We start from the raw sequence: 20,545 nt of genomic DNA, 5'->3' as shown, positions 1-20,545 counted from the left end.
GACTGATCAGTCTAGTTGGGTCTGGGAGTCTGAACCCGGGCAACGAGAGTGATACCAGTGCAATACCGGCGAGTACCCAGGAATGGCGATCAATTATCCGCTTTAGGCTTTGGAGCCATGCGTCTTCCAACGAAGAGAGGCAGTATCGACGAAGAACGGGCCACCCGACAGATCCGTAATGCCATCGATCAGGGCGTGAACTACATCGATACCGCGGCTCCCTACCATGGTGGGGAGAGCGAACGGTTCCTCGGGCGAGCGCTCCAGGGCGGATACCGGGAGAAGGTGAAGCTCGCCACCAAACTGCCCCCTTGGAATGTGAAAACCAGGGAGGATATGGACAGGATCCTCGATATCCAGCTGAAGAAGCTCCAGACCGACCACATCGACTATTACCTGATTCACTCACTCGAAGCCGGCCAGTGGAAGCGAATGCTGGACCTCGGTGTTCTGGAATTTCTGGAATCGGCGAAGGCGGCCGGGAAGATCCGGAATGCCGGCTTCTCATTCCACGGGGATCAGCGGACCTTTCTGGAGATCGTCGATGCCTACCCATGGGTCTTCTGCCAGATCCAGTACAACTTCCTCGATGAGACCAACCAGGCCGGCACGGAGGGGCTTTTGTACGCGGCATCGAAGGATATCGCCATCATGGTTATGGAACCGCTGCGAGGCGGGATGCTGGCCGGAAAACTCCCGAAAGAGATCGAGCAGATCTATGGCCGTGCAGACGTGAAGCGGTCGGCAGCCGCATGGGCACTCTGCTGGGTCTGGAACCACCCGGAGGTGACGGTGGTCCTCTCCGGGATGAACGACGAGCAGCACATTGCAGAGAACCTCGCGACCTGCGAAGATTCCCTGCCCGGCTCGATGACAACCGATGAACTGGCGACGATCGAAGCGGTGGCGGGGGTGTACCGGCGACTGATGAAGGTGGGGTGCACCGGCTGCGGCTACTGCATGCCCTGCCCGTTCGGGGTGAACATCCCGCAGTGCTTCTCCATGTACAATGATTACTCCATGGGGGGTAACCGTATCATGACCCGTGGAACGTATGGCATGATGCTGATGGGGGGGATGACGGGAACAAGGGCCGATGCGTCCCTCTGTCAGAGTTGTGGGAAGTGTTCTAAGGCCTGTCCCCAGAAGATTGCGATCCCGGCAGAGCTGAAGCATGTCGGGAGTACCCTGGGCGGGCTCCGCACGAAGATCCTGCTCCCGTTCGCCCGGATGCTCTTCTCTTCTGAGGTCAAAGAATAATCGGGGAGCGTGAGATTCACGGAGGGTTGGAGGTACATGACCATGATGATGGGTGAGGATAGACCATGAGCCGCGGGAGTCCTGGCCGGACACCTGTATCCGATCCAGGACGATCATCCGGGAACCGGGAGAAGATCCTCGCCACAGCACTCCGGCTCTTCACCCTGCAGGGGGTGGATGCCACACCGACCGCACAGATCAGCAGAGAAGCGAAGGTCTCGACCGGGACGCTCTTCCATTACTTCCCGGATAAGAGCAGCCTCGTCGACCAGGTGTACCTCTCGATCAAGAAGGAACTGGCGGAGGTGATCCGCAACGACGACGATGCGACGTACCCGACACAGGAGCGGATCGAGCGGTGTCTGCGGGGATATATCGCATGGGGCGTGGCCAACCCGGAGAAGGTCCGCTTTCTGGATCAGTTCTACAACTCCCCGAGCCTTGGGGATGAGGTGAAGCAGCAGGTGCAGGACGAATGTGCATGGATGCTTGAGCTCTCTACTGCTGCGGTCCGTGATGGGATCCTGCAGGACCTGCCGCTCGAGTTCCATGCGGTGATGATCTCCCGGATCATCAACGGGATCCTGAGGCTGATAGAATCCCAGAATACCGGGATGTCTCAGGAGGAGATCATCGAGCATGGCCTTGCGATGCTCTGGAGGCAACGACCCTCGGATTTCCCGGCGCCGCCTCCGTGACCGTCCCACTCTACATCAGGATCAGGGGATCATGCCGGCGGTCCACCGGTCATCTCCCTGATCCAGTCGAGGTACGTTATCGATCCTCCGATGATCGGCAGGACGATCACCTCCGGGACCTGGTACGAGTGGTGGCTGCAGATGGCCGCGGTCACCTGCTCTGCCAGGTCGGCGGCGGTCTTGATGATCAAAAGCTCTTCGGGCTCGTGGTGGACGGCCCCTTCCCAGCGGTAGAAGGACTGCACCGGCGTCACGTTCACACAGGCCGCCAGGTGCCGGTCGACCAGGTACCTGGCCAGGTCGGCCGCCTCGCTGGCAGGTGCGGTCGAGAGGACCACGACCGCACCCTTCTCTTCGTCGCTCATAAACAGAGAGAACACTGCCGGCGACTTAAACCCTGCCCTCCCCATCAGGCAGGGGCGGGGTTGACGTTCATGGCCGACCGGAAGAACCTGGTGACCTGTGCAGTATACTCCTCCGGCCGGTCAGAAAAAGCACCGGTATGCTTCGCCCCCGGCACCACCCAGAGGGACGCCCGGTCACCGGCTGCTTCAAGGAAGCGGGTGTTGTACTCGATCTCCTGCTCCTCGGTGCCTGCTGCGATCAGAAACAGCCTGGTCTCCTGCGCCGCCGTGACCGAGTCGAGGATCGTGACCGGCGGGGTGTCGCCGGTGAAGACGGCTGTCGAGGCGTACATCAGCCTGGTCGTCCAGCTCCGCAGCAGGTTCTGCCTGGATGGAAGGATCAGGTAATCGTCGATTGAACGATGGGTCGCCCCGTCGCTGACGATCGCCTTCAGGGCCGGCTGGGCAGAGGCGGCTCCGAGCAGCACCTCCCCACCGAGCGAGGTCCCGAGCCCGCCGATTGAGCTGACGTTCTGCTCCTGCAGATAGGCCACCGCTGCTGCAACGTCGCGCGTCCCGTCCCAGTCGAAACCGTTCCCCTCCCCGCCGCTCTCTCCATGGCCGCGGAGGTCGATGGCGAGCACACCAAAGCCCTCATAGGCTAGCATATGGGCATAGGGACGGATATTCTCGCGTGACCCGGTGCCGCCATGGAGCAGCAGAATCGCCGCCCCATTCTGCGATGGGATGTACCACCCCTTCAGGCCGACACCGTCCTGAGTGGTGAGGGTGATCTCCTGAAACCCTGCCGGAGGGTCGCCGACCTCTGAAGGGAACCGGAGCGAGGCATACCCTCCAAAGCCGACGGGCAGGAGAAGGTAGAGGAGGCAGACGACGAGGAGGACACCGCAGATGATCGTTTTCAGTACCCTCATGCAAACCAGACCCTCGTATGATGTTCATCCACTCTGACCGCCACCATGACTCTCTCTTCTCCCGTCAGCACCGTAGTTTTTCAAGATGTTGCTCGGTATCGGAAGAGGGCCGGCACCGGGCGGATGTCTCTGATCTGTCAGGTTAATTATCGGTGAACCACCAATAGATCAGCAATGTATGCACAGCGCATGGGTTCTCTCCCCCCCTATCTCTTCGCCCGTATCGATGCGATGAAGGCAGAGAAGATCGAGCAGGGCGTCGACATCATCGACCTCGGCGTCGGTGACCCGGACCTCCCGACCCCGCCCCATATCGTCGAGGCCCTCTGTACGGCCGCACGGGACCCGAAGAACCACCATTACCCCTCGTACGCCGGGCTGCCGGCGTTCCGCTCGGCGGTCGCCGACTGGTTCCAGAACCGGTTCAACGTCACCCTTGACCCGAAAGATCAGATCCTCTCGCTGATGGGCTCGAAGGATGGGATCGCCCACATCCCCGAGGCTTTCGTGAACCCCGGCGACGTGGTGCTGGCCCCGAGCCCGGGCTACCCGGTCTACCAGACCTCGACCCTCTTTGCCGAGGGGACGATCCACGAGATGCCGCTCACTTCCGATCAGCAGTTCCTGCCAGTGCTCGACGACATCCCAAAGGAGGTCGTAGCGAAGGCGAAGCTCCTCTTCCTGAACTACCCGAACAACCCGACCTCGGCGGTCGCCCCGATGAAGTTCTACGACGAGGTCGTCGAGTTCGCCCGTGAGCATAACATCGTCGTCGTCTCCGACAACGCCTACTCTGAGATCTCGTACGATGGCTACAGGTCCCCCTCGTTCCTCGAGGCCGACGGGGCGATGGAGGTCGGTGTCGAGATGCACTCCCTCTCCAAGACCTTCAACATGACCGGCTGGCGGCTCGGGATGGCCGTCGGCAACGCCGAGATCCTCGCCGGCCTCGGCCGGGTGAAGACCAACGTCGACTCCGGGGTCTTCGACGCGGTTCAGCACGCCGGGATCGCGGCCCTTTCCGGTCCGCAGGACTGTATCGGCGAGGCATGCGCGGTCTACAAAGAGCGGCGCGACGTGCTCGTCAATGGACTCCGGTCCCTCGGCTACGAGGTGACCGCTCCGAAGGCGACCTTCTACGTCTGGATGCCGGTCGACGACTGCATGGCCTTTTCGGCCCGGCTGCTGAACGAGGCAGGGATCGTCGCGACCCCGGGCCTCGGGTTCGGCTCTTCGGGTGAAGGATATGTCAGGTTCGCCCTGACCAGGCAGGTGGAGCGGATCCAGGAAGCTCTGGATCGGATCGCGGGGATGAGCCGATGATCCTCCCCCCGCACCTCAGCATCAGGGGTGGCGACCTCTGTATCGGGGAACAGAACTGCGTGGACCTGGCCGAGCAGTACGGCACCCCGCTGTACGTGACCAGCGAGGACCGGATCCGAACGCAGGTGCAGGGCTACCGGGACGCCCTCTCCTCGTACTATCCCGACATCTCGGTGCTGTACGCGGCCAAGGCGAACGGCAACCTGGCCGTCTTCCAGATCCTGGCCTCTGAAGGGGCCGGTGCCGATGTCTTCTCCTCCGGGGAGGTGGCGCTGGCGCTGAAGGCCGGCATGGACCCGCACAAGCTCCTCTTCAATGGCAGCTCCAAGACCCTCGCCGACCTCGCCCTCGCTGTCGAGCTCGGGATCCGGGTCTCGGTGGACTCGCTCGACGAGCTCCACCAGCTCGACGCGGTGGCGGCCGAGGCCGGGAAGGTTGCCGAGATCGCGTTTCGGGTGAACCCGGCCCTCGAGGTGCCGACACACCCCAAGATCGCCACCGGCCTCGCCTCCAGCAAGTTCGGGATCCCGCACCAGCAGATCCCGGCGGCCTATGCCGAGGCGCTCGCCTGCAACAATATTCGACCGGTCGGGATCCATTGCCATATCGGCTCGCAGATCCTGGACGTCGCCCCCTTTGCGAAGGCTGCCGAGGTGATGGTCAGGATCGCCAAAGAGATCACCGACCTCGGGGTCAAACTCGAGTTCCTGGACCTGGGCGGCGGCCTCGGGATCCCGTACAACCACACCTCCGAGACAGCGCCGTCGCCGGCAGAGTACGCAGCGGCTGTGATGCCGGTCTTTTTAGCCGGGATCAGGGAGTGCAACATCCACCCAGAACTCTGGGTGGAGCCGGGGCGGTCCCTGGTCGCCGACTCGACGGTGCTGCTGGCCACGGTCAACTCGGTGAAGAAGGCCCACAAGACGTTCGTGAATGTAGACGCCGGGTTCAACCTGCTGATTCGGCCGGTGATGTACGACTCCTATCACGAGATCGTCGTGGCCAATCGGGCTGATCAGCCGATGGCCGGGACGTACACGGTCGCAGGGCCGATCTGCGAGACCGGCGACCTGCTGGCGGTGGACCGGGAGCTGCCGGCCGTCCAGGAGGGCGACCTGGTGGCCGTGCTGGACACCGGGGCCTACGGGTTCTCGATGTCCTCGCAGTACAACAGCCGGCCCCGGTGCGCCGAGGTGCTGGTCAGGGGTGGCGAGGCAGCCCTGATGCGCCGGGCCGAGACGGTCGACGACCTGCTGGCCCCGATGGTCCGCCCCCCCTGGCTGTAACCAGGAGAGTTCTGACAGCATGCAGTTCCACTACGCTCTGGTCGACGACCTGATGACAGGACCTGAGTTCGAGGCGAAGGTCGAGGCGCAGATCACGGCCTGCGGCGACCTGATCGACGAGCAGACCGCAGCGATGCTGGTGGTCCGGGACGCCGGCCGTCAGCACCTGAAGATCCGGGACCTGGCCGGCCGGTCCAGCCTGGTCCTCTTCTTTGCAAGGCTCCTCTCAGTCACCCCGCCGCACACGTTTACGCGCAAGGACGGGAGCGAGGGTTTGGTCTCGACGATGACGGTCGGTGACGAGTCGGGCAGGGCCGAGGTGACGCTCTGGGACGAGCGGGCCGAGGGCGCGGCCGAGCTCGAGGTCGGCGAGGTCTTTGAGATCATCGCGAAGCGTTCCGAACGGCGGGCCGGCGAGTTCACCCTGATGGCCCTGCAGAAGGCGGCCTGTGAGATCCGGTGCCAGGTGCCGCAGCCTGTGCAGGAGGGGGAAGACGCCCCCCCCGAACTGGTGGTCAGGCTGCTGGCCCTGGAACAGCCGCGGACCTTCTCGCGGCGGGACGGGACCACCGGGGAGATGGTTGGGGCCCTGATCGGCACTGAAGCCGGGACGGCCCGGCTGGTCTGCTGGTATCCCCCGCTCCTCGACGGGTTTTCAGCCGGGGAGGTGATAAAACTGGTCGGGGCGACCAGGAACCGCCGCTCGGAAAAGCCCGAGTACCTGATCAGCGAGACCGGAGAGATCACAGCCACCGACCAGGAGGTGACCGTCCCGATGACCTCCCTCTCGGCGCTGGTCCCGGACCAGACCTTCTCGGTTTCTGGGACAGTCCGGGCGATCCACCCGGCCCGAGAGTTCGTGACCAGGAACGGGGACCGGTCCTGGGTGCGGAATCTGATCATCGGGGACCAGGAGACCGAGGTGCCGGTGGTGCTCTGGGGGGACCATGCCCTGCTGGGAATCAGTGTCGGCGAGGACCTCTCCCTGTACCATCTCTCCGCCCGAAACGGCCGGTCGGGCTCCCTGGAGTTGAGTGCCGGCTGGGGGAGTGTCGTCGTCACTCCGGCACCCCCGCCTGAGGAGGTGACCCTTTCCGGGACGGTGATCGTGACCGGGGCCGGCACCTTCCTGGACACCGACGACGGCCGGTACCTGCTGACCGACGGGGCGCCGCACGGACGTGAAGTGGAGATGACCGGGGTGCTGCAGGGCTACCGGCTTACCCCGGTCAGCACCCGGCTGCTGGTTCCCGACTATGATGCGGTGAAAGAGCGAATCAAACGCCTTATCGATGACTGAATGGGAGCTTCCCCCCGGGGAGGATCGAATACTTTCACCCTGCATGGTCGCCTGGCTATATGCCCTGAGGTGGATAGTATATATGGTGAAACCGGGAATGCCTGATCGGCGCCCGGCGTCTATCGATACGGGCCGGTGCTGAGCACTCGCCCGGAGGTACATTACATGGCAGCAGGACCGCTTGAAATTGAAGACCTGCCCGGTGTCGGCCCGACCACGGCCGAGAAGCTCCGCGATGCAGGATTTTTGACCGTTGAGAGTATCGCAACGGCCTCCCCGACCGAACTTGCAGAGGCTGCAGAGATCGGCGAGGCGTCAGCCAAGAAGATCATCAAGGCTGCTCGTGAGATCGCCGACATCGGGGGGTTCAAGACCGGACAGGACGTCTTTGAACAGAGAAAGAATGTGCGCAAGTTGAAGACGCTCGTCCCAGACTTCGACGAGTTGCTTGGGGGTGGCGTTGAGACACAGGCCATCACCGAGGTTTACGGTGAGTTTGGATCAGGGAAGAGTCAGATCGTCCACCAGCTGGCCGTGAACGTCCAGCTCCCCGAGAGTGTCGGCGGGCTGAACGGCTCGGCGATCTATATCGATACCGAGAACACGTTCCGGCCAGAACGTATCGAACAAATGGTGGCAGGGCTTGACTTCCCTGAACTCGAGCTTCCCGACTTTGAGGAGTTCCTCAACAACATCCATGTGGCCAGGGCACACACATCAGACCATCAGATGCTACTGATCGACACGGCCCGCGAGCTGGCTGCAGAACTGAAGAACAGCGACCGCCCGGTGAAGATCTTCATCATCGATTCGCTGACCGCCCACTTCAGGGCCGAGTACGCCGGCCGGGGCACCCTCGCCACACGGCAGCAGAAGTTGAACCGGCACATGCATGAGTTCTTCAAGCTGATCGACGAGCACAACGCCGTCGGTCTGGTCACCAACCAGGTGATGTCCAACCCGGCGGTCTTCTTCGGGGATCCGACCAAGCCGATCGGGGGGAACATCGTCGGCCACACCGCGACCTTCCGACTCTACCTGCGCAAGAGCAAGGGTGGAAAGCGTATCGCCCGGCTGGTCGACAGTCCGAACCTGCCCGAGGGGGAGGCTCCCTTTATGGTGGAGGAGGGTGGTCTCAAGCCGTGCTGAAGGTCGTCGTCACCGACGTCGACGGGACGATCACCGATCAGCGCAGACGGATCAGCACCTGCGCGATCGAGTGCATCAGAACCCTCGTCGATGCCGGGGTTGGGGTGGTGCTCGCCAGTGGCAACACCCCCTGCTTTATGAACACGCTCACGAAGATGATCGGCACCGACGGCACGTTCATCGGAGAGAACGGTGGGGTATACCGGATCGGGTTCACCGGGGATCTGCAGATCCATGGCGATCAGCAGGTCTGCTGGGACGCTTACTACCTGCTCAAGGCTCACTTTGACCGGCAGGGGGTTGCCCTCGAGCTCTTCGGGGCAAAGGAGCGGTACGCCGACCTGGCGCTCGCCAGGAACGTCCCCGTGGAGGAGGTCCGTGAACTCCTCTCGAACAGCCCGGTGCAGGTGCTCGACACCGGATTTGCGATCCATCTGCAGTCGCTCTTCATCAGCAAGGCGACGGCACTGGAACAGCTTGCTTTAGCACTCGATCTCCCTGCAGACCAGATCCTTGCAGTGGGGGACTCAGAGAACGACATCCCGATGCTGCAGTGGGCCGGCACCGGTATCGCGGTCGCCAACGCCAGGCCGGCCGTTCAGGCGGCGGCCACCCGGGTGACCGCTGCACGATATGGCGAAGGGTTCGTGGAGGCGGTCAGGCACGCCCTCCCGTCACTTTTTTAGAGGGATCGAACCTTTCGTTTCGGAAAAAAGGTCTATTGACCTGATTATTAAAAATGGATTATGCGGATGGTGACTTGGAGAGGAACCGGTCCACAACGATATAGTCCTTGATGTCCTTGACCGCTTCGAACGGGATCAGCATACGGTCGCCGTCGATCCGGTATCCCGTCGCATCAAAGGTGCTGTCAGGCTTGACGATCAGATCGATCACCTGTCCGCTGTCCAGGTCAACCATCACGTTCTTGAGGGTGCCTATCACCATACCATCGTTGCTCATCACTTTTTTTCGGGAGAGGCTCCGTGAGAATGTACTGACCATAAAAAAATGTCTAAACTATTAGTATTTATAATGGTGATATGCGAGGTGACGATCTCCATGGTCTTTCCTCCCGGGATCCCGGATCCTGTTCACATTTTCTGTCAGATCCGATGAATGGTGACCATCTTCTGTCGAAGATCCTTGATGTGAGATCGGTCTGATTCATGACGCACCCCTGCGCCGGCCCGGTCATCCGGGTCATGGCCTCGCCTCCTATCGCAGGCTGGAATGCTGTAATGGCAGATCCGATTGGTTTATGTCTGGCATGACACATGTTAGCATAGTACGGAGAGAGGGGCGATGACCATGAACCATGATCTGCGGAGACTGTTATCCGATCTGAAGGAGGGTCACCGGCTCGGTGAAGATGAGGCGCTCCTCCTCTTTTCAGCCCGGGGCCGGGATGTCTGGGCGATCGCAGCGGCGGCCGATGAACAACGGGAGGCAGTGGCCGGCGATCTGGTCACCTATGTCAGAAACCAGAACATCAATGTCACCAATCTCTGCGTCAATGCCTGCGGTTTCTGCGGATTCTCAAAGAAGCCCGGCGATGACGGGATATATTATCACAGCCGCGAGGAGATCCAGCAGAAGGCGGCGCTGGCGAAGAGCCGGGACGTCTCCGAGATCTGCACGGTGAGCGGGCTGCACCCGGATTTCACGGCTGAGTCCTATATCGAGATCTACCGCTGGATCACGAAGGCGGCGCCGGGGGTCCATCTCCATGCGAGCAATCCGATGGAGGTTGCGTACGGGGCCGAGAAGAGCGGGATGAGCACGAAGGAGGTGCTGGCCGGGATGAAGGCGGCCGGCCTCTCTTCGATCTGCGGGACCGCGGCCGAGATCCTCGTCGACCCGGTCAGGGACACGATCTGTCCGGGAAAGATCAGGACCGACGAGTGGGTGCGGATCATCAAAGAGGCACACTCCCTGGGCATCCCCAGCACCGCGACGATCATGTACGGTCACTGCGAGACCGATGCCGACCGGGTCCGGCACCTGGCGATCCTCCGGGCGATCCAGGATGAGACCCACGGGTTCACCGAGTTCGTTCCGCTCTCGTTCATCCACATGAACACCCCGATCTATCGACAGGGGCTCGCCCGGGCCGGGGCGACCGGGAGGGAGGATCTGTTGATGGTCGCGGTCGCCCGTCTCTTCCTCGACAACTTCACAAATATCCAGGTTTCGTGGGTGAAGGAGGGGATCAAGATGGCGCAGCTGGGTCTCATCGCCGGTGCCAACGACCTGGGCGGCACGATGTACGAGGAGAGCATCTCGAAGGGTGCCGGCGCGACCAACACCGATTATCTCGATCCTGCAGAGATGCAGCGGGTGGCGGAAGATATCGGGAGGACGCTCGGGCGCCGGACGACGCTCTACGACCTCTGCTGACTCTGAAAAAAGTCCATCTCTCGTCAAAGACCCATCATGTGATGAATATCCGGTTCTTTGACGACGATCTCTGATCTCCGCTCGCTATCAGAATTAATCTATCAGGACACCCTGTCCGAAGTCGATCAGTCAGTCGGAAAGACACGGAGCACATCTGACTGGGTCAGGATCCCGACCGGGTGTCCGTTCTCGACAACGATCAGCCGGCCGATCTCCCGCTCCTTGAACCGCTTCACCACCTCGAAGAGGCGGACCCCGCCGTCGGCCTCGATCACGTCGGGGGTCATCACCGTCGAGACCGGTTCGCTGGTCGGCTTCCCCTCGTCGATCGCCCGGATCAGATCGGAGATCGTCACGATCCCCTTCATCGCCCCGTCATTCATCACCGGGGCCCCGTGGATGCTCCTGGTGTTGAAGAGATGGACCGCTTCGGCGATCGTCGCACTGGTGGAGAGCGTCAGGAGCGGTGTCGACATGTAACTGCGGATCGGCAATTTTGGGAGTGAGATCATCTCTGAGATCGAGATGATCAGCCCCTGGTCAACCTCGTCCTTCCCAAAGACCTCGCCCCGGACGAAGAGCTTGTTCACCGGCGTCGGACCGATGGCCACCTGGTCGCCGATCTCAAATCCCTTCACCGACCCGATCACCTTCACCACCGCATGGCAGACGTCTGGGTGGCAGAGAGTGGTGAAGTCGATCTCGGTTGCAGAGACACCCGGGAGTTCCGCTCCCTGCCTGGTGATCCTGACCTTGGCCTCACCGTCTGCAGCTGATATGCTCAGCTCCTTGTAGGCCCGAGCGGTCGGATTGTATCCCCCTTTGGGCCCCGGCACCCCGTCGACCAGTTCGAGCGCCTTCAAGGCCTGCATCTGGTTCCTGATCGTCCCCGGGTTCCGCTTGATCACCTCAGCGATCTCCTCACCTTTAATCGGGTGCGAGTGCTGGTGATAGAGGGTGATCAGCGTGATCAGGATGTCCTTCTGGATGAGCGAAAGATCCATAATGATTAATCATACGGTTCTCTTAAATAGGTTAGCGCACCGGCCATCTTTTGATCAGAGCAGGGCCAGCCAGGACCAGGCTCCAGCGGCTGCGCAGCCGAGGAGAAAACCGATGATGGTGCCGCCGTTTAGGGGTGGCAGCCCGGCCTGGGGTTTTCCTGTGTTCACGAACCAGAGGAGCACTGCGAGCCCTACTACGGACCCTGCCATCGCTCCGAGCGCAGGCAGGTTCAGCCCGAGCGGCAGCGTGGCCGGGAGGAAGACCGCGGCAGAGACAACCAGGATCGAGGGCATGATCAGATCCCCCATCCCGATGATGAACGCCCCGCGCTCCCCGTCCCCACCGAGGTCGCCGACCCCGTCCCTGATGAACGAGTAGTCCCGCTTCTTGGGGACCACGAAGAGGATCGGGGTCTTGAGACCGATCACACCCTCAGCCAGGGCGATCATGTGCTTGGTCCGGTAGACCGAGATCGCATCGTAGACGGCCAGCAGCACCAGCAGCAGCAGTACCGGCAGCAGCCCGAGCGAGACCCCGAAGATCGCCGCGACCCCGGCCCCGAGCAGCAGCCCGAGGCCGTCGATCACGTACCATTCTGGGTACCGGTACAGCAACAGCGAGGCCAGGGCCCCGAGAATGACAGCCAGCCCGAGGCCGAGGAGCGGATCAGGCAGCAGGGGAAAGACGAGGGCCTGGAAGATGTACACGAACGTCAGCCAGATCGAGAGACCGATCACCGCGGAGATCACCCTGAGGTGGTTGTACTTGATCAGCACCAGCAGAAAGAGCGTGAAAGCCAGCATGATCACGATGAAGATCACCGGGTCGGCGAGCGAGGTCGGGTCTTCAAAGGCAGTGATCCCTGCGCTCTTCATCAGCGGGGCGAAGAGTACGGCCCCGGCCTCTACGATCAGCAGCATCAGCAGGATACCGATGAATGGGATCAGGTTGGTTGGCTTCATGGATAGGTAACTTAAAATATACACCGCCATTACCTAAAAGTATGGATATACGCGAATCTCTTCCTGATATCATTCTGACCATTGTCCTGGTCATTTCGACCCTGGTGCTGGTCTTCCGGCTCTGGCAGGATGTGACGATCGCGGTCGCTGCCACGCTGATGATGCTCGCCCTGGGCGGCCTCTTCCTCTCGTTTGGGGCCAAGATCTCAATACTCGACAATACACTGATCGTGCGCGAACGATCGATGCGACTGAACCTCGAAGAGTCCTCCCAGATGATGAGCGAGAAGTACGAGACGACCGTGGCGCAGATCGATGCGATCATCCAGGACTTCTCGCGCAGGATGTACCGCTGACATGGGCGTCGCTCTCCGTGAGGTACTGACCGAGTACAAACATCCCCGGACCTGGGAGAACCTGGCCGGAACCGCCGCCATCGACGGGAACAATGCTCTCTACCAGTTCCTCTCGATCATCCGCCAGCCCGATGGCACCCCGCTGATGGACAGTGAAGGGAGGATCACCTCCCATCTCTCCGGGGTCTTCTTCCGGACGCTCAGGTTCCTCGAGAAGGGGATCCGGCCGGTGTATATCTTCGACGGCAAACCTCCCGCCCTGAAGCAGGAGACGATCGAGAGCCGGCGGGAGGTGAGACGGGAGGCCGGCGTCCAGTGGGAGGCCGCCCTGGCACGGGGAGACCAGGAGGAGGCGTACAAACAGGCCCGTGCCTCCTCCCGGGTCACTCCTGAGATCATCGCCACCTCCCGGCAGCTGCTGGCCCTGATGGGCGTCCCCTGTGTGCAGGCCCCCTCTGAGGGGGAGGCTCAGGCTGCCGCGATGGCCGCTTCAGGGGCGGTCACCTACGCCGTCTCGCAGGACTACGACTCCCTCCTCTTCGGGGCCCCGTTGCTGGTCAGGAACCTGACCATCTCGAGTAAACGACGGGTGCAGGGGAGGACGATCGCGGTCCAGCCCGAATCGATCAGGCTCGAGGAGGTGCTGCAGGGGCTTGGGCTCACCCGTGAGCAGTTGATCGAGGCCGGCATCCTGATCGGTACCGACTTCAACCCCGGCATCAGGGGGATCGGGCCGAAGACGGCGCTGAAGATCGTGAAGAAGGACGGGTTTGCCGATACGATCGCGGAGAAACTACCGGACTTCGATCCGTCCCCGATCCAGCAGTTCTTCCGCTCCCCACCGGTGATCACCGACCTCTCCCTGGACTGGCAACCGCCTGACCAGGCAGGGATCGAGGACCTCCTCTGCGGGGAGTACGGATTTGCAGAGGAACGGGTCAGAACAGCACTCCAGAAGGTCAGCGGTCCTCCGGGGCAGAAGACCCTGGACCGCTGGTTCTGATCTTTTTTAAAGAAAAGGATGTACGTGCCGGGATGGATTCCCCGGAGACGCTATTCGTGAGCAGAACTGCCAGCCGCCGGATCGGGCTCCCTTCTCTCTCGAACGATCACCGAGAAGACGAAGGCGGCGACGGAGAGCACGAGTCCTGCCAGTGTGGAGACATGGAAGCCATTCATGAGCGTGCCGAGATCAAGGTCGGAGAAGGCCACAATGCCTCCTCCTGCAGTTGTGATCGTAAAAGTCGCTGCATAGAGCGCAATACCGATAACACTTCCGAGATATATCGCCGTAACCATCAGGGATGACCCGGTACCTTCTTCACCACGTGGGGCGTAGTCCACAACTCTGCCGGCTACCGGTCCTCCGGCAAATCCCCAGAAAAGGCCCATCAGGATGAGGCCTGTTAAGAGCGGAACAGGTCCCATCTCCGGGAGAATCATCAGGTAGATACCGTTAACCGCAATCAACACAAGAGACGCCGCAAGAGCAAACGGTCTGCGGCCAATGCTGTCCGACCATCTCCCGAGCGGGATCCCGATGATCGCCGTGAGTGCTGGGGGGATCAGCAGATACAACCCGCTCACTGCCGTATCGAACCGCATGCCCGCCTGAAGGAAGAACGGCAGGAGATACAGGATCCCAGCGTAAACGATATTCATGATGAGAAATGCGAGGAATACCGCAGTGAACTTCCATGCGGTAAAGACCCGAACATTGATCAGCGGCGCTGTACACCGGAGTTCCTGAACGAGGAACGCGATGGTGCACGCGAAACAGAGGACTGAGCCGAGCAGTATCTGCTGATCGGTGATGCCCAGATGGGGAATGCGTTCCAGGGTATAAACCCCGGATGCCATCATGCCAAAGAGTGCGACAGCGCCGGTGAGATCGAACGGCTGTTTTTTCCGGGTGATGTCCTCTGGAATGACATGCAGGGCAAACGGCAATGCAAGGAGTCCTATTGGGATATTGATCAGGAAGACCCAGTGCCAGGAGAGATAGTGGGTGAGGAATCCGCCGATGGCAGGACCTGCAGCAAATCCGATGGAACTTGCCATGGTCATTGCCCCGAGGGACGTGCCCAGCATGGTGTTCGGGAGATATGTTACGCACAGCAGAGGTGCGGTTGCAGCGATCATCGCCGCTCCGATTCCCTGAAAAATCCTGGAGGCGAGAAGTATTCCAAAATCTGGGGAGAGTCCGCATGCCGCAGATCCGAGGGTGAAGACGAGGAGGCCGCCGAGGAAGATCTTCTGGAGAAGGCCGCGTTCTGCAATTTTTCCGAAGACGAGAATGAGTCCCGCCATCATTAAGAGATAGGTGATGACGACCCAGGAGATCGTCCCGGTATCGGTGCCGAATGATTCGGATATCTGCGGGAGGACAACATTCACAATGGAACCGTCGAGCCCGTCCAGCAGCATCCCGATTGTGGCAGCAACAAGGAGGAGTTTCTGATGCAGGGGGTCGACGATGATTCTGGACATGTGGGAAGATGGTCTGTTGAGAAGGCTCCTATATGTTTGCGTGATCGGTGTGGCGGATGGCCGGGATCGGGAGGATTCGCTTGATCCTCAATGGTATGCCGCTCCCCGGGAAAGTCGGCAGCGGTCTCGGAACAGATAGGGGTGGGGAGATGCCGGATTGTCCTATCTAGGCGGGAGAAGCACTGGGGGACGAAAGGATCGACCTGGCCCGTGCCGATATCGATCAACGAGAACGATGAAATAGTCTCCCGAGAATAAGAAGGACAACCGTATGTCTTCTCTTGAACTGCTCAAACAGAGGGCAAAAAGGCTGAAGTGCGATCTCTATGCGCTCTACCTCGCCCGGGGCGATTCACGAATCCCGTTGCATGCAAAGGTTGTCATCGTCCTGACAGTCGCCTATGCCCTGAGCCCCATCGATCTCATTCCGGATTTTATTCCGGTCCTCGGCTATCTGGATGATCTGATCATTATCCCCGCAGGCATCGCCCTTGCGATCAGCCTGATGCCGAAAAATTTGTTGGAAGAATATTGGGAGCGAGCAAAGACTGAGCTTCCGAATAAAAAAATTCTCAGTTGGGGAGGGTTCTTCATGATCGTCCTCGTCTGGTTGCTGATCCTCTATCTTGCCGTGAAGGTCGTGTTCTGGATATGGAGATGAGATGGTACGGATCAGATCGACAGGGAGTAAATGGATATGCCCGGGAGGGCCAAAAACCGTTTTTCGGAACACTCTCTAAAAGGAGGATTTGGGGCCCTGCCCGAAATTACCACTCTAATAATTGTTCCCAGTGTTCAGAGCTGCTTCCAGACGAACCGGAACCGCTGGAAGGCGGTGTAATGGCCGAGGACCCCGAAGAGACCGAGCACCCATCCGAGCTGGGTCAGCCCGTAGTACTGACCCGGGAAGATCATACCGAGGATCCCGGCCAGGATCACCAGCACCAGCCGGTCGGCCCTGCCGAGCAGACCGCCGTAGTACCGGCCGACCCCGACGGCCTGGGCCTGGGTGCCTATGTACGAGGACATCAGCACCCCGGTCAGGGCGAAGACCCCGAGCTGCCAGGAGACCGCACCGCCGGCGAAGATGCCGGTGATGATGAAGATGTCGGCGTACCGGTCGATCGCATGATCGAGGAAATCCCCTTTCTTGGACTGGAGGTTGCCGGCCCGGGCCACCGCCCCGTCCAGGGCATCGAAGACGGCGTTCAGGGCGACCATCACGACCCCGAGGCCGAGCGAGCCGGCATAGAATGCGACCCCTGCCCCGCCAGCCGCGAAGAACGAGAGGATCGTCAGGGCGTTGGGGGTCAGGTGCAGTCTCTGTGCCAGGGCGACGAACGGGGGGAAGAATCGGGCCACATGCGGGCGGTACGAGTCGAGGGTCATAGCAGGTCTCCGAGCATCGCCGACCAGTCGATCGATCCGCAGGATGGGGGGACCGTTCCGCTGACGAACCCCTCGATCAGGTCGGCGCAGTCCTCCGGCGAACGATCGGTGGTATCGATCTCCAGCAATTTCTCTTCTCCATGGATATCGTAGGCCTCGGAGAGGATCAGGTCCATCGCCTCGGCCTCGCAGTTCTCCCGGATCTTCCCGGCACTGTACCCCCGGCCTTCCAGTCTGGCTCTGAGTCGGTCGGGCCGGCACCGGAGGACCACCACCCTGTCACAGGCGAGAAGGTGGACGAGGTGCCCCTCGATGAACGGAGCGGTCGGCGTATACTCGTCTGCCCAGGCGTCGGCGTCCACGATCCTGGCGTCGCGATCCTCGTCCGTGCCGGTGAGGTACGGCTCCATCGTATCGTTCTGCCGGATCACCTGATGCCCCCGGCTCCGCAGCACCTCACTGACCGCACTCTTACCCGTCCCCGGGGTCCCGGTGATTCCGCAGATCATAGCCTGTTGATCTCTTCGATAAAGCGTTCGTTCTCCCATGCATCCCCGATCGAGACCCTGACATAATGGTCGCCGAGGCCGGGGAACGATCGGCACGACCGGATCAACACCCCATGGCCGGCCAGGGTCGCGACGACCTCGTCTGCGGTATGGGGGGCCACGTCGATCATCAGGAAGTTCGCCTCTGACGGCAGCACCGGGAACCTGACCGCAGACCGGACCTGTTCTCGCCACTCCAGCACATGACGAAGCGTCCTCTCCTGGTGTTCATGATCGGCGAGGGCCGCCACCGCGGCGGCAGCCGAGACCGACGAGATCCCGGAGAACGGGGTCGCGGCCTTCTGATAGAACGGCTCCAGCCAGGCAGGGATGAACGCGTAGCCCACCCGCAGCCCGGCCAGCCCGAAGATCTTGGACATCGTCCTGCCGACGATCAGGTTCTGGTAGTCGTCCATCAGCGGGCGGTAGTCGTCCCCGGCAAAGTCCACGTAGGCGTTGTCGAGGAAGAGCATGCAGTCACCGATCCCGTCGAGCACCTCCCGCACCTCCGCCGGCGTGGTCATCGTGCCCGTCGGGTTGTTCGGGGTGCAGAGGAACGCGACCCTGGCGCCTGTACAGGCCCGGGTGAACGCCGGGATGTCGACCGTGAAGTCATCCTTTCGCTGGACGTTCTCGACGATCGCTCCCTGCCCGGCTGCAGCGATCCCGTAGAACGAGAAGGTCGGCGTCGAGACGACGACCCGGTCCCCCTTCTCCACAAAGCAGCGGAGGACAGCCTCGATGATCCCGTCCATCCCGTTACCGACGACGAATGTGTGGTCCCCGTGGAAGCGTTTCAGCGCCTCTATCAGATCGGTCATTCTGTTGTCCGGGTAGCGGTTCACGGTCGCGAGGGCTGCAACCCCAGCGCTGACCGCCGCAGTAGATGGCGGGAACGGGTTCTCATTGGAGGCGAGACGGGCGATCCGTCCCTCCTCGCCTTTCTTATCGGCCGCTGTTGTACGTGCGGCGTAGACATATCCTGGACCGGTCCTGAGGTAGGGCCTAATCGAGGGCTGCAAGGAGTACTCCGGTCACGGTCTCGATCTCCTCAGGGGTGATCACCAGCGGCGGCACCAGCCGAAGGTTGCCGTCTGCAGCGCAGTTGATCAGCACCCCGTGCTCTCTGCAGGTGTCCCTGACCTCGGCACACCGGTCTCCGAGGGTGAGCCCGATCATCAGCCCTCGTGACCGGGGGTTGTAGGCCGCGAGCGCCTTATGGAACTGCTCGCCCTTCGCAGGCACCTCCGGCAGCACCTCTTCGATCACATCGATGGTGGCCAGGGCTGCCGCACAGGCGATCGGTCCGCCTGAGAAGGTGGAGCCGTGCTCGCCCTTCTTGAACTCGATGCCGTCGCGGGCGACCAGGGCCCCCATTGGGAACCCGCTCGCAATCCCCTTGGCGAGGGTCACGATGTCGGGCTTCACCCCAGTGTGCTCGATCCCAAGCCACTTCCCGGTCCTGCCCATCCCGGTCTGGACCTCGTCGACGATCATCAGAGCGTCGTGTTCGTCGCAGCACTCCCGGATCCCCTTGAAGAACGAGTCCGGCGGGATCAAAACCCCGGCCTCCCCCTGGATCGGTTCGACGATCACACCGGCGGTCTGGTCATCGATCGCTGCCATCAGCCCGTCCAGGTCGCCGTAGTCGACGAAGGTGCAGGCCGGTTCGAGCGGCAGGAACGGTTCCCGGATCCCCGGCTTGTACGTGACCGCGAGCGCTCCCATCGTCCTTCCGTGGAACCCGTGGGAGAACGCGACGAACTTCTTCTTCCCGGTGCTGATCCGTGCGAGCTTCAGGGCTCCCTCGTTCGCCTCGGCCCCCGAGTTCGAGAAGAAGGCCTTGGCATAGCCGGTGATCCCGACCAGCCGTTCCGCCAGCTCTGCCTGGTGCGGTACATAATACAGGTTGGAGCAGTGGATCAGTTCCTGTGCCTGTGCACAGATCGCCTGCACCACGGCCGGGTGGCAGTGGCCGGTGGAGCAGACCGCGATCCCTGCCACGCAGTCGATGTACTCGTTCCCTTTATCGTCCCAGACCCTCGAGCCCCTGCCCCGCACCAGCATCATATCGCGGGTATTGGCAGGCATGTAATAACGTGCGTCGAGGGCTTTGTAATCCTCTGTAATCATCCTCATTCACCTGTTTGTTTGTTCACTCGTACTCAATCGTCGCCGGTGGTTTGGGAGTCACGTCGTAGACGACCCGGGCGACCGAGGGGATCTCGGCCGTGATCCGAGAGGCGATCTTGAAGAGGACCGGGTACGGCACCTCGAGCGGGTCGGCGGTCATCCCGTCGCGGGAGTTGACCGCCCTGACCGCCACGATCCAGCCGTGGAGCCTGATGTCCCCCTTGACCCCGGTCCCGAGCCCGACCAGTGCCGCAAGGCACTGCCATGGGCGGAACTCCTCGACCAGTTCCTCCTCTGCGATCGCGTTCGCCTCGCGGATCACCGCGACCTTCTCGCGGGTCACATCGCCGATGATCCTGACCGCGAGCCCCGGGCCAGGGAACGGCATCCGGTGCTGGATCTCCCGCGGCAACCCGAGCGCTCCGGCCACGTCCCGCACCTCGTCCTTGTAGAGGTCGCGGAGCGGCTCGAGCACCTGGGTGAAGGCGATCCCGAGCGGCATCCCGCCGACATTGTGGTGGCTCTTGATCCCGCCCTCGCTCTCGATCCGGTCGGGATAGATTGTCCCCTGCAGCAGCACCGTCGCCCCGGTCTTCTCGGCCTCCCGTTCGAAGACCCTGATGAACCGTTCGCCGATGATCTTCCGTTTCGCCTCGGGATCGCTCACCCCGGCCAGGGCGTCGAGGAACTCGTCCGCCGCGTCGACGATCCGGAGGTTCAGGTGGCCGAAGAGCTGGCGTATCCGTTCGGTCTCCCCCTTGCGCATCAGCCCGGTGTCGACATAGATCGGCTCGAGCCGTTCCCCGATCGCCTGTGCGGCCAGGGCTGCACAGACCGAGGAGTCCACCCCGCCTGAGAGGGCCATCACGACCCTGGCATCCCCGGTCAGTTCTCTGATCTCGCTGACGGCCTGCTGAATAAATCTCTCTGTATTGACCATAGTATTTCTTCTCCGCTCATATCCTGC

Annotated in this window: 22 protein-coding genes; 11 read left to right on the top strand and 11 right to left on the bottom strand. The window is 61.7% G+C overall.

What is annotated here, in order from left to right:
* The first annotated feature begins 57 nt into the window (after nt 1–57).
* Together ACFKSJ_RS09135 and ACFKSJ_RS09130 are read left to right on the top strand one after the other, a co-directional pair.
* Nucleotides 58–1,260, top strand: a complete 1,203-nt coding sequence (locus ACFKSJ_RS09135) for an aldo/keto reductase (RefSeq protein ID WP_440949489.1) — start codon at nt 58–60, stop codon at nt 1,258–1,260.
* 65 nt (nt 1,261–1,325) lie between these two features.
* Nucleotides 1,326–1,958: a TetR/AcrR family transcriptional regulator gene (locus tag ACFKSJ_RS09130; protein ID WP_440949488.1), complete on the top strand. Its 633-nt coding sequence runs from the start codon at nt 1,326–1,328 to the stop codon at nt 1,956–1,958.
* 29 nt (nt 1,959–1,987) lie between these two features.
* Here ACFKSJ_RS09130 and cutA read toward each other — a convergent pair whose 3' ends face one another.
* Both cutA and ACFKSJ_RS09120 read right to left on the bottom strand, forming a co-directional pair.
* On the bottom strand, nt 1,988–2,323 hold the full coding sequence (cutA, locus tag ACFKSJ_RS09125; RefSeq protein ID WP_440949487.1) for a divalent-cation tolerance protein CutA: 336 nt from the start codon (nt 2,321–2,323) through the stop codon (nt 1,988–1,990).
* A gap of 44 nt (nt 2,324–2,367) precedes the next feature.
* Complete coding sequence (locus ACFKSJ_RS09120; protein WP_440949486.1) at nt 2,368–3,237, bottom strand: alpha/beta hydrolase; 870 nt, start codon at nt 3,235–3,237, stop codon at nt 2,368–2,370.
* A gap of 174 nt (nt 3,238–3,411) precedes the next feature.
* On the opposite strand from ACFKSJ_RS09120, the gene ACFKSJ_RS09115 reads away from it, so the two are divergent.
* The 5 genes from ACFKSJ_RS09115 (at nt 3,412) to ACFKSJ_RS09095 (ending at nt 8,981) form a co-directional block, all read left to right on the top strand.
* The gene (locus ACFKSJ_RS09115; protein ID WP_440949485.1) at nt 3,412–4,560 is read left to right on the top strand and encodes an LL-diaminopimelate aminotransferase; all 1,149 of its coding nucleotides are present in this window, start codon (nt 3,412–3,414) and stop codon (nt 4,558–4,560) included.
* Entirely contained in the window at nt 4,557–5,846 is a 1,290-nt protein-coding gene (lysA, locus tag ACFKSJ_RS09110) for a diaminopimelate decarboxylase (RefSeq protein ID WP_440949484.1), read from the top strand. Before ACFKSJ_RS09115 ends, lysA begins: the two co-directional genes overlap by 4 nt.
* Nucleotides 5,847–5,865: 19 nt before the next feature.
* On the top strand, nt 5,866–7,146 hold the full coding sequence (locus ACFKSJ_RS09105) for a hypothetical protein (RefSeq protein WP_440949483.1): 1,281 nt from the start codon (nt 5,866–5,868) through the stop codon (nt 7,144–7,146).
* Between the two features lie 165 nt (nt 7,147–7,311).
* Complete coding sequence (radA, locus tag ACFKSJ_RS09100; RefSeq protein ID WP_440949482.1) at nt 7,312–8,295, top strand: DNA repair and recombination protein RadA; 984 nt, start codon at nt 7,312–7,314, stop codon at nt 8,293–8,295.
* Nucleotides 8,289–8,981 carry a phosphoglycolate phosphatase gene (locus ACFKSJ_RS09095; protein ID WP_440949481.1) on the top strand — a complete coding sequence of 231 codons (693 nt, stop codon included), beginning with the start codon at nt 8,289–8,291 and terminating at the stop codon, nt 8,979–8,981. The genes radA and ACFKSJ_RS09095 overlap by 7 nt, the downstream gene beginning before the upstream one ends.
* A gap of 58 nt (nt 8,982–9,039) precedes the next feature.
* On the opposite strand, the gene ACFKSJ_RS09090 is transcribed toward ACFKSJ_RS09095, so the two are convergent.
* Nucleotides 9,040–9,300, bottom strand: a complete 261-nt coding sequence (locus ACFKSJ_RS09090; RefSeq protein ID WP_440949480.1) for a PRC-barrel domain-containing protein — start codon at nt 9,298–9,300, stop codon at nt 9,040–9,042.
* Between the two features lie 306 nt (nt 9,301–9,606).
* Between ACFKSJ_RS09090 and cofH the strand changes: the two genes are divergently transcribed.
* Nucleotides 9,607–10,695 carry a 5-amino-6-(D-ribitylamino)uracil--L-tyrosine 4-hydroxyphenyl transferase CofH gene (gene cofH / locus ACFKSJ_RS09085; protein WP_440949479.1) on the top strand — a complete coding sequence of 363 codons (1,089 nt, stop codon included), beginning with the start codon at nt 9,607–9,609 and terminating at the stop codon, nt 10,693–10,695.
* Between the two features lie 125 nt (nt 10,696–10,820).
* Here cofH and ACFKSJ_RS09080 read toward each other — a convergent pair whose 3' ends face one another.
* Together ACFKSJ_RS09080 and ACFKSJ_RS09075 are read right to left on the bottom strand one after the other, a co-directional pair.
* Nucleotides 10,821–11,699, bottom strand: coding sequence for a CBS domain-containing protein (locus ACFKSJ_RS09080; RefSeq protein ID WP_440949478.1), 879 nt, complete (start codon nt 11,697–11,699; stop codon nt 10,821–10,823).
* Between the two features lie 54 nt (nt 11,700–11,753).
* Complete coding sequence (locus ACFKSJ_RS09075; protein WP_440949477.1) at nt 11,754–12,662, bottom strand: presenilin family intramembrane aspartyl protease PSH; 909 nt, start codon at nt 12,660–12,662, stop codon at nt 11,754–11,756.
* Nucleotides 12,663–12,703: 41 nt separating this feature from the next.
* On the opposite strand from ACFKSJ_RS09075, the gene ACFKSJ_RS09070 reads away from it, so the two are divergent.
* Together ACFKSJ_RS09070 and fen are read left to right on the top strand one after the other, a co-directional pair.
* Entirely contained in the window at nt 12,704–13,018 is a 315-nt protein-coding gene (locus ACFKSJ_RS09070) for a hypothetical protein (protein WP_440949476.1), read from the top strand.
* A gap of 1 nt (nt 13,019) precedes the next feature.
* Nucleotides 13,020–14,021 (top strand): flap endonuclease-1, encoded by a 1,002-nt coding sequence (gene fen, locus ACFKSJ_RS09065; RefSeq protein ID WP_440949475.1) that lies wholly within the window; start codon nt 13,020–13,022, stop codon nt 14,019–14,021.
* 50 nt (nt 14,022–14,071) lie between these two features.
* Here fen and ACFKSJ_RS09060 read toward each other — a convergent pair whose 3' ends face one another.
* Nucleotides 14,072–15,508 carry an MFS transporter gene (locus ACFKSJ_RS09060; RefSeq protein WP_440949474.1) on the bottom strand — a complete coding sequence of 479 codons (1,437 nt, stop codon included), beginning with the start codon at nt 15,506–15,508 and terminating at the stop codon, nt 14,072–14,074.
* Between the two features lie 271 nt (nt 15,509–15,779).
* Here ACFKSJ_RS09060 and ACFKSJ_RS09055 point away from each other — a divergent pair, with 271 nt between their 5' ends.
* Nucleotides 15,780–16,169, top strand: a complete 390-nt coding sequence (locus tag ACFKSJ_RS09055) for a YkvA family protein (protein WP_440949473.1) — start codon at nt 15,780–15,782, stop codon at nt 16,167–16,169.
* A gap of 134 nt (nt 16,170–16,303) precedes the next feature.
* Here the strand turns inward: ACFKSJ_RS09055 and ACFKSJ_RS09050 are convergent, their stop codons facing one another.
* Genes ACFKSJ_RS09050 through guaA form a run of 5 tightly spaced genes read right to left on the bottom strand, consistent with a single transcriptional unit; the run spans nt 16,304 to nt 20,518 of the window.
* On the bottom strand, nt 16,304–16,897 hold the full coding sequence (locus ACFKSJ_RS09050; RefSeq protein ID WP_440949472.1) for a CDP-alcohol phosphatidyltransferase family protein: 594 nt from the start codon (nt 16,895–16,897) through the stop codon (nt 16,304–16,306).
* Nucleotides 16,894–17,406: an adenylate kinase family protein gene (locus tag ACFKSJ_RS09045; RefSeq protein ID WP_440949471.1), complete on the bottom strand. Its 513-nt coding sequence runs from the start codon at nt 17,404–17,406 to the stop codon at nt 16,894–16,896. Before ACFKSJ_RS09045 ends, ACFKSJ_RS09050 begins: the two co-directional genes overlap by 4 nt.
* Nucleotides 17,403–18,467 (bottom strand): histidinol-phosphate transaminase, encoded by a 1,065-nt coding sequence (gene hisC, locus ACFKSJ_RS09040; protein WP_440949470.1) that lies wholly within the window; start codon nt 18,465–18,467, stop codon nt 17,403–17,405. The genes ACFKSJ_RS09045 and hisC overlap by 4 nt, the downstream gene beginning before the upstream one ends.
* Nucleotides 18,451–19,578: an aspartate aminotransferase family protein gene (locus ACFKSJ_RS09035; RefSeq protein WP_440949469.1), complete on the bottom strand. Its 1,128-nt coding sequence runs from the start codon at nt 19,576–19,578 to the stop codon at nt 18,451–18,453. The genes hisC and ACFKSJ_RS09035 overlap by 17 nt, the downstream gene beginning before the upstream one ends.
* A 22-nt stretch (nt 19,579–19,600) precedes the next feature.
* The gene (guaA, locus tag ACFKSJ_RS09030; RefSeq protein ID WP_440949468.1) at nt 19,601–20,518 is read right to left on the bottom strand and encodes a glutamine-hydrolyzing GMP synthase; all 918 of its coding nucleotides are present in this window, start codon (nt 20,516–20,518) and stop codon (nt 19,601–19,603) included.
* Nucleotides 20,519–20,545 lie beyond the last annotated feature (27 nt).

It is taken from the genome of Methanosphaerula subterraneus (assembly GCF_052055875.1).
Taxonomy (GTDB): Archaea; Halobacteriota; Methanomicrobia; order Methanomicrobiales; family Methanospirillaceae; genus Methanosphaerula; species Methanosphaerula subterraneus.
This window is presented reverse-complemented; position numbering and strand designations above follow the sequence as displayed.

Excerpts from the sequence above, each read along its gene's own strand:
- ACFKSJ_RS09090 (WP_440949480.1), bottom strand. The coding sequence starts at position 9,300 with ATGGTCAGTACATTCTCACGGAGCCTCTCCCGAAAAAAAGTGATGAGC.
- cutA (WP_440949487.1), bottom strand. The coding sequence starts at position 2,323 with ATGAGCGACGAAGAGAAGGGTGCGGTCGTGGTCCTCTCGACCGCACCT.
- ACFKSJ_RS09060 (WP_440949474.1), bottom strand. The coding sequence starts at position 15,508 with ATGTCCAGAATCATCGTCGACCCCCTGCATCAGAAACTCCTCCTTGTT.
- lysA (WP_440949484.1), top strand. The coding sequence starts at position 4,557 with ATGATCCTCCCCCCGCACCTCAGCATCAGGGGTGGCGACCTCTGTATC.
- ACFKSJ_RS09035 (WP_440949469.1), bottom strand. The coding sequence starts at position 19,578 with ATGATTACAGAGGATTACAAAGCCCTCGACGCACGTTATTACATGCCT.
- ACFKSJ_RS09120 (WP_440949486.1), bottom strand. The coding sequence starts at position 3,237 with ATGAGGGTACTGAAAACGATCATCTGCGGTGTCCTCCTCGTCGTCTGC.
- ACFKSJ_RS09070 (WP_440949476.1), top strand. The coding sequence starts at position 12,704 with ATGGATATACGCGAATCTCTTCCTGATATCATTCTGACCATTGTCCTG.
- ACFKSJ_RS09075 (WP_440949477.1), bottom strand. The coding sequence starts at position 12,662 with ATGAAGCCAACCAACCTGATCCCATTCATCGGTATCCTGCTGATGCTG.
- fen (WP_440949475.1), top strand. The coding sequence starts at position 13,020 with ATGGGCGTCGCTCTCCGTGAGGTACTGACCGAGTACAAACATCCCCGG.
- cofH (WP_440949479.1), top strand. The coding sequence starts at position 9,607 with ATGAACCATGATCTGCGGAGACTGTTATCCGATCTGAAGGAGGGTCAC.
- radA (WP_440949482.1), top strand. The coding sequence starts at position 7,312 with ATGGCAGCAGGACCGCTTGAAATTGAAGACCTGCCCGGTGTCGGCCCG.
- guaA (WP_440949468.1), bottom strand. The coding sequence starts at position 20,518 with ATGGTCAATACAGAGAGATTTATTCAGCAGGCCGTCAGCGAGATCAGA.
- ACFKSJ_RS09045 (WP_440949471.1), bottom strand. The coding sequence starts at position 17,406 with ATGATCTGCGGAATCACCGGGACCCCGGGGACGGGTAAGAGTGCGGTC.
- ACFKSJ_RS09105 (WP_440949483.1), top strand. The coding sequence starts at position 5,866 with ATGCAGTTCCACTACGCTCTGGTCGACGACCTGATGACAGGACCTGAG.
- ACFKSJ_RS09055 (WP_440949473.1), top strand. The coding sequence starts at position 15,780 with ATGTCTTCTCTTGAACTGCTCAAACAGAGGGCAAAAAGGCTGAAGTGC.
- ACFKSJ_RS09080 (WP_440949478.1), bottom strand. The coding sequence starts at position 11,699 with ATGGATCTTTCGCTCATCCAGAAGGACATCCTGATCACGCTGATCACC.
- ACFKSJ_RS09115 (WP_440949485.1), top strand. The coding sequence starts at position 3,412 with ATGTATGCACAGCGCATGGGTTCTCTCCCCCCCTATCTCTTCGCCCGT.
- ACFKSJ_RS09130 (WP_440949488.1), top strand. The coding sequence starts at position 1,326 with ATGAGCCGCGGGAGTCCTGGCCGGACACCTGTATCCGATCCAGGACGA.
- ACFKSJ_RS09050 (WP_440949472.1), bottom strand. The coding sequence starts at position 16,897 with ATGACCCTCGACTCGTACCGCCCGCATGTGGCCCGATTCTTCCCCCCG.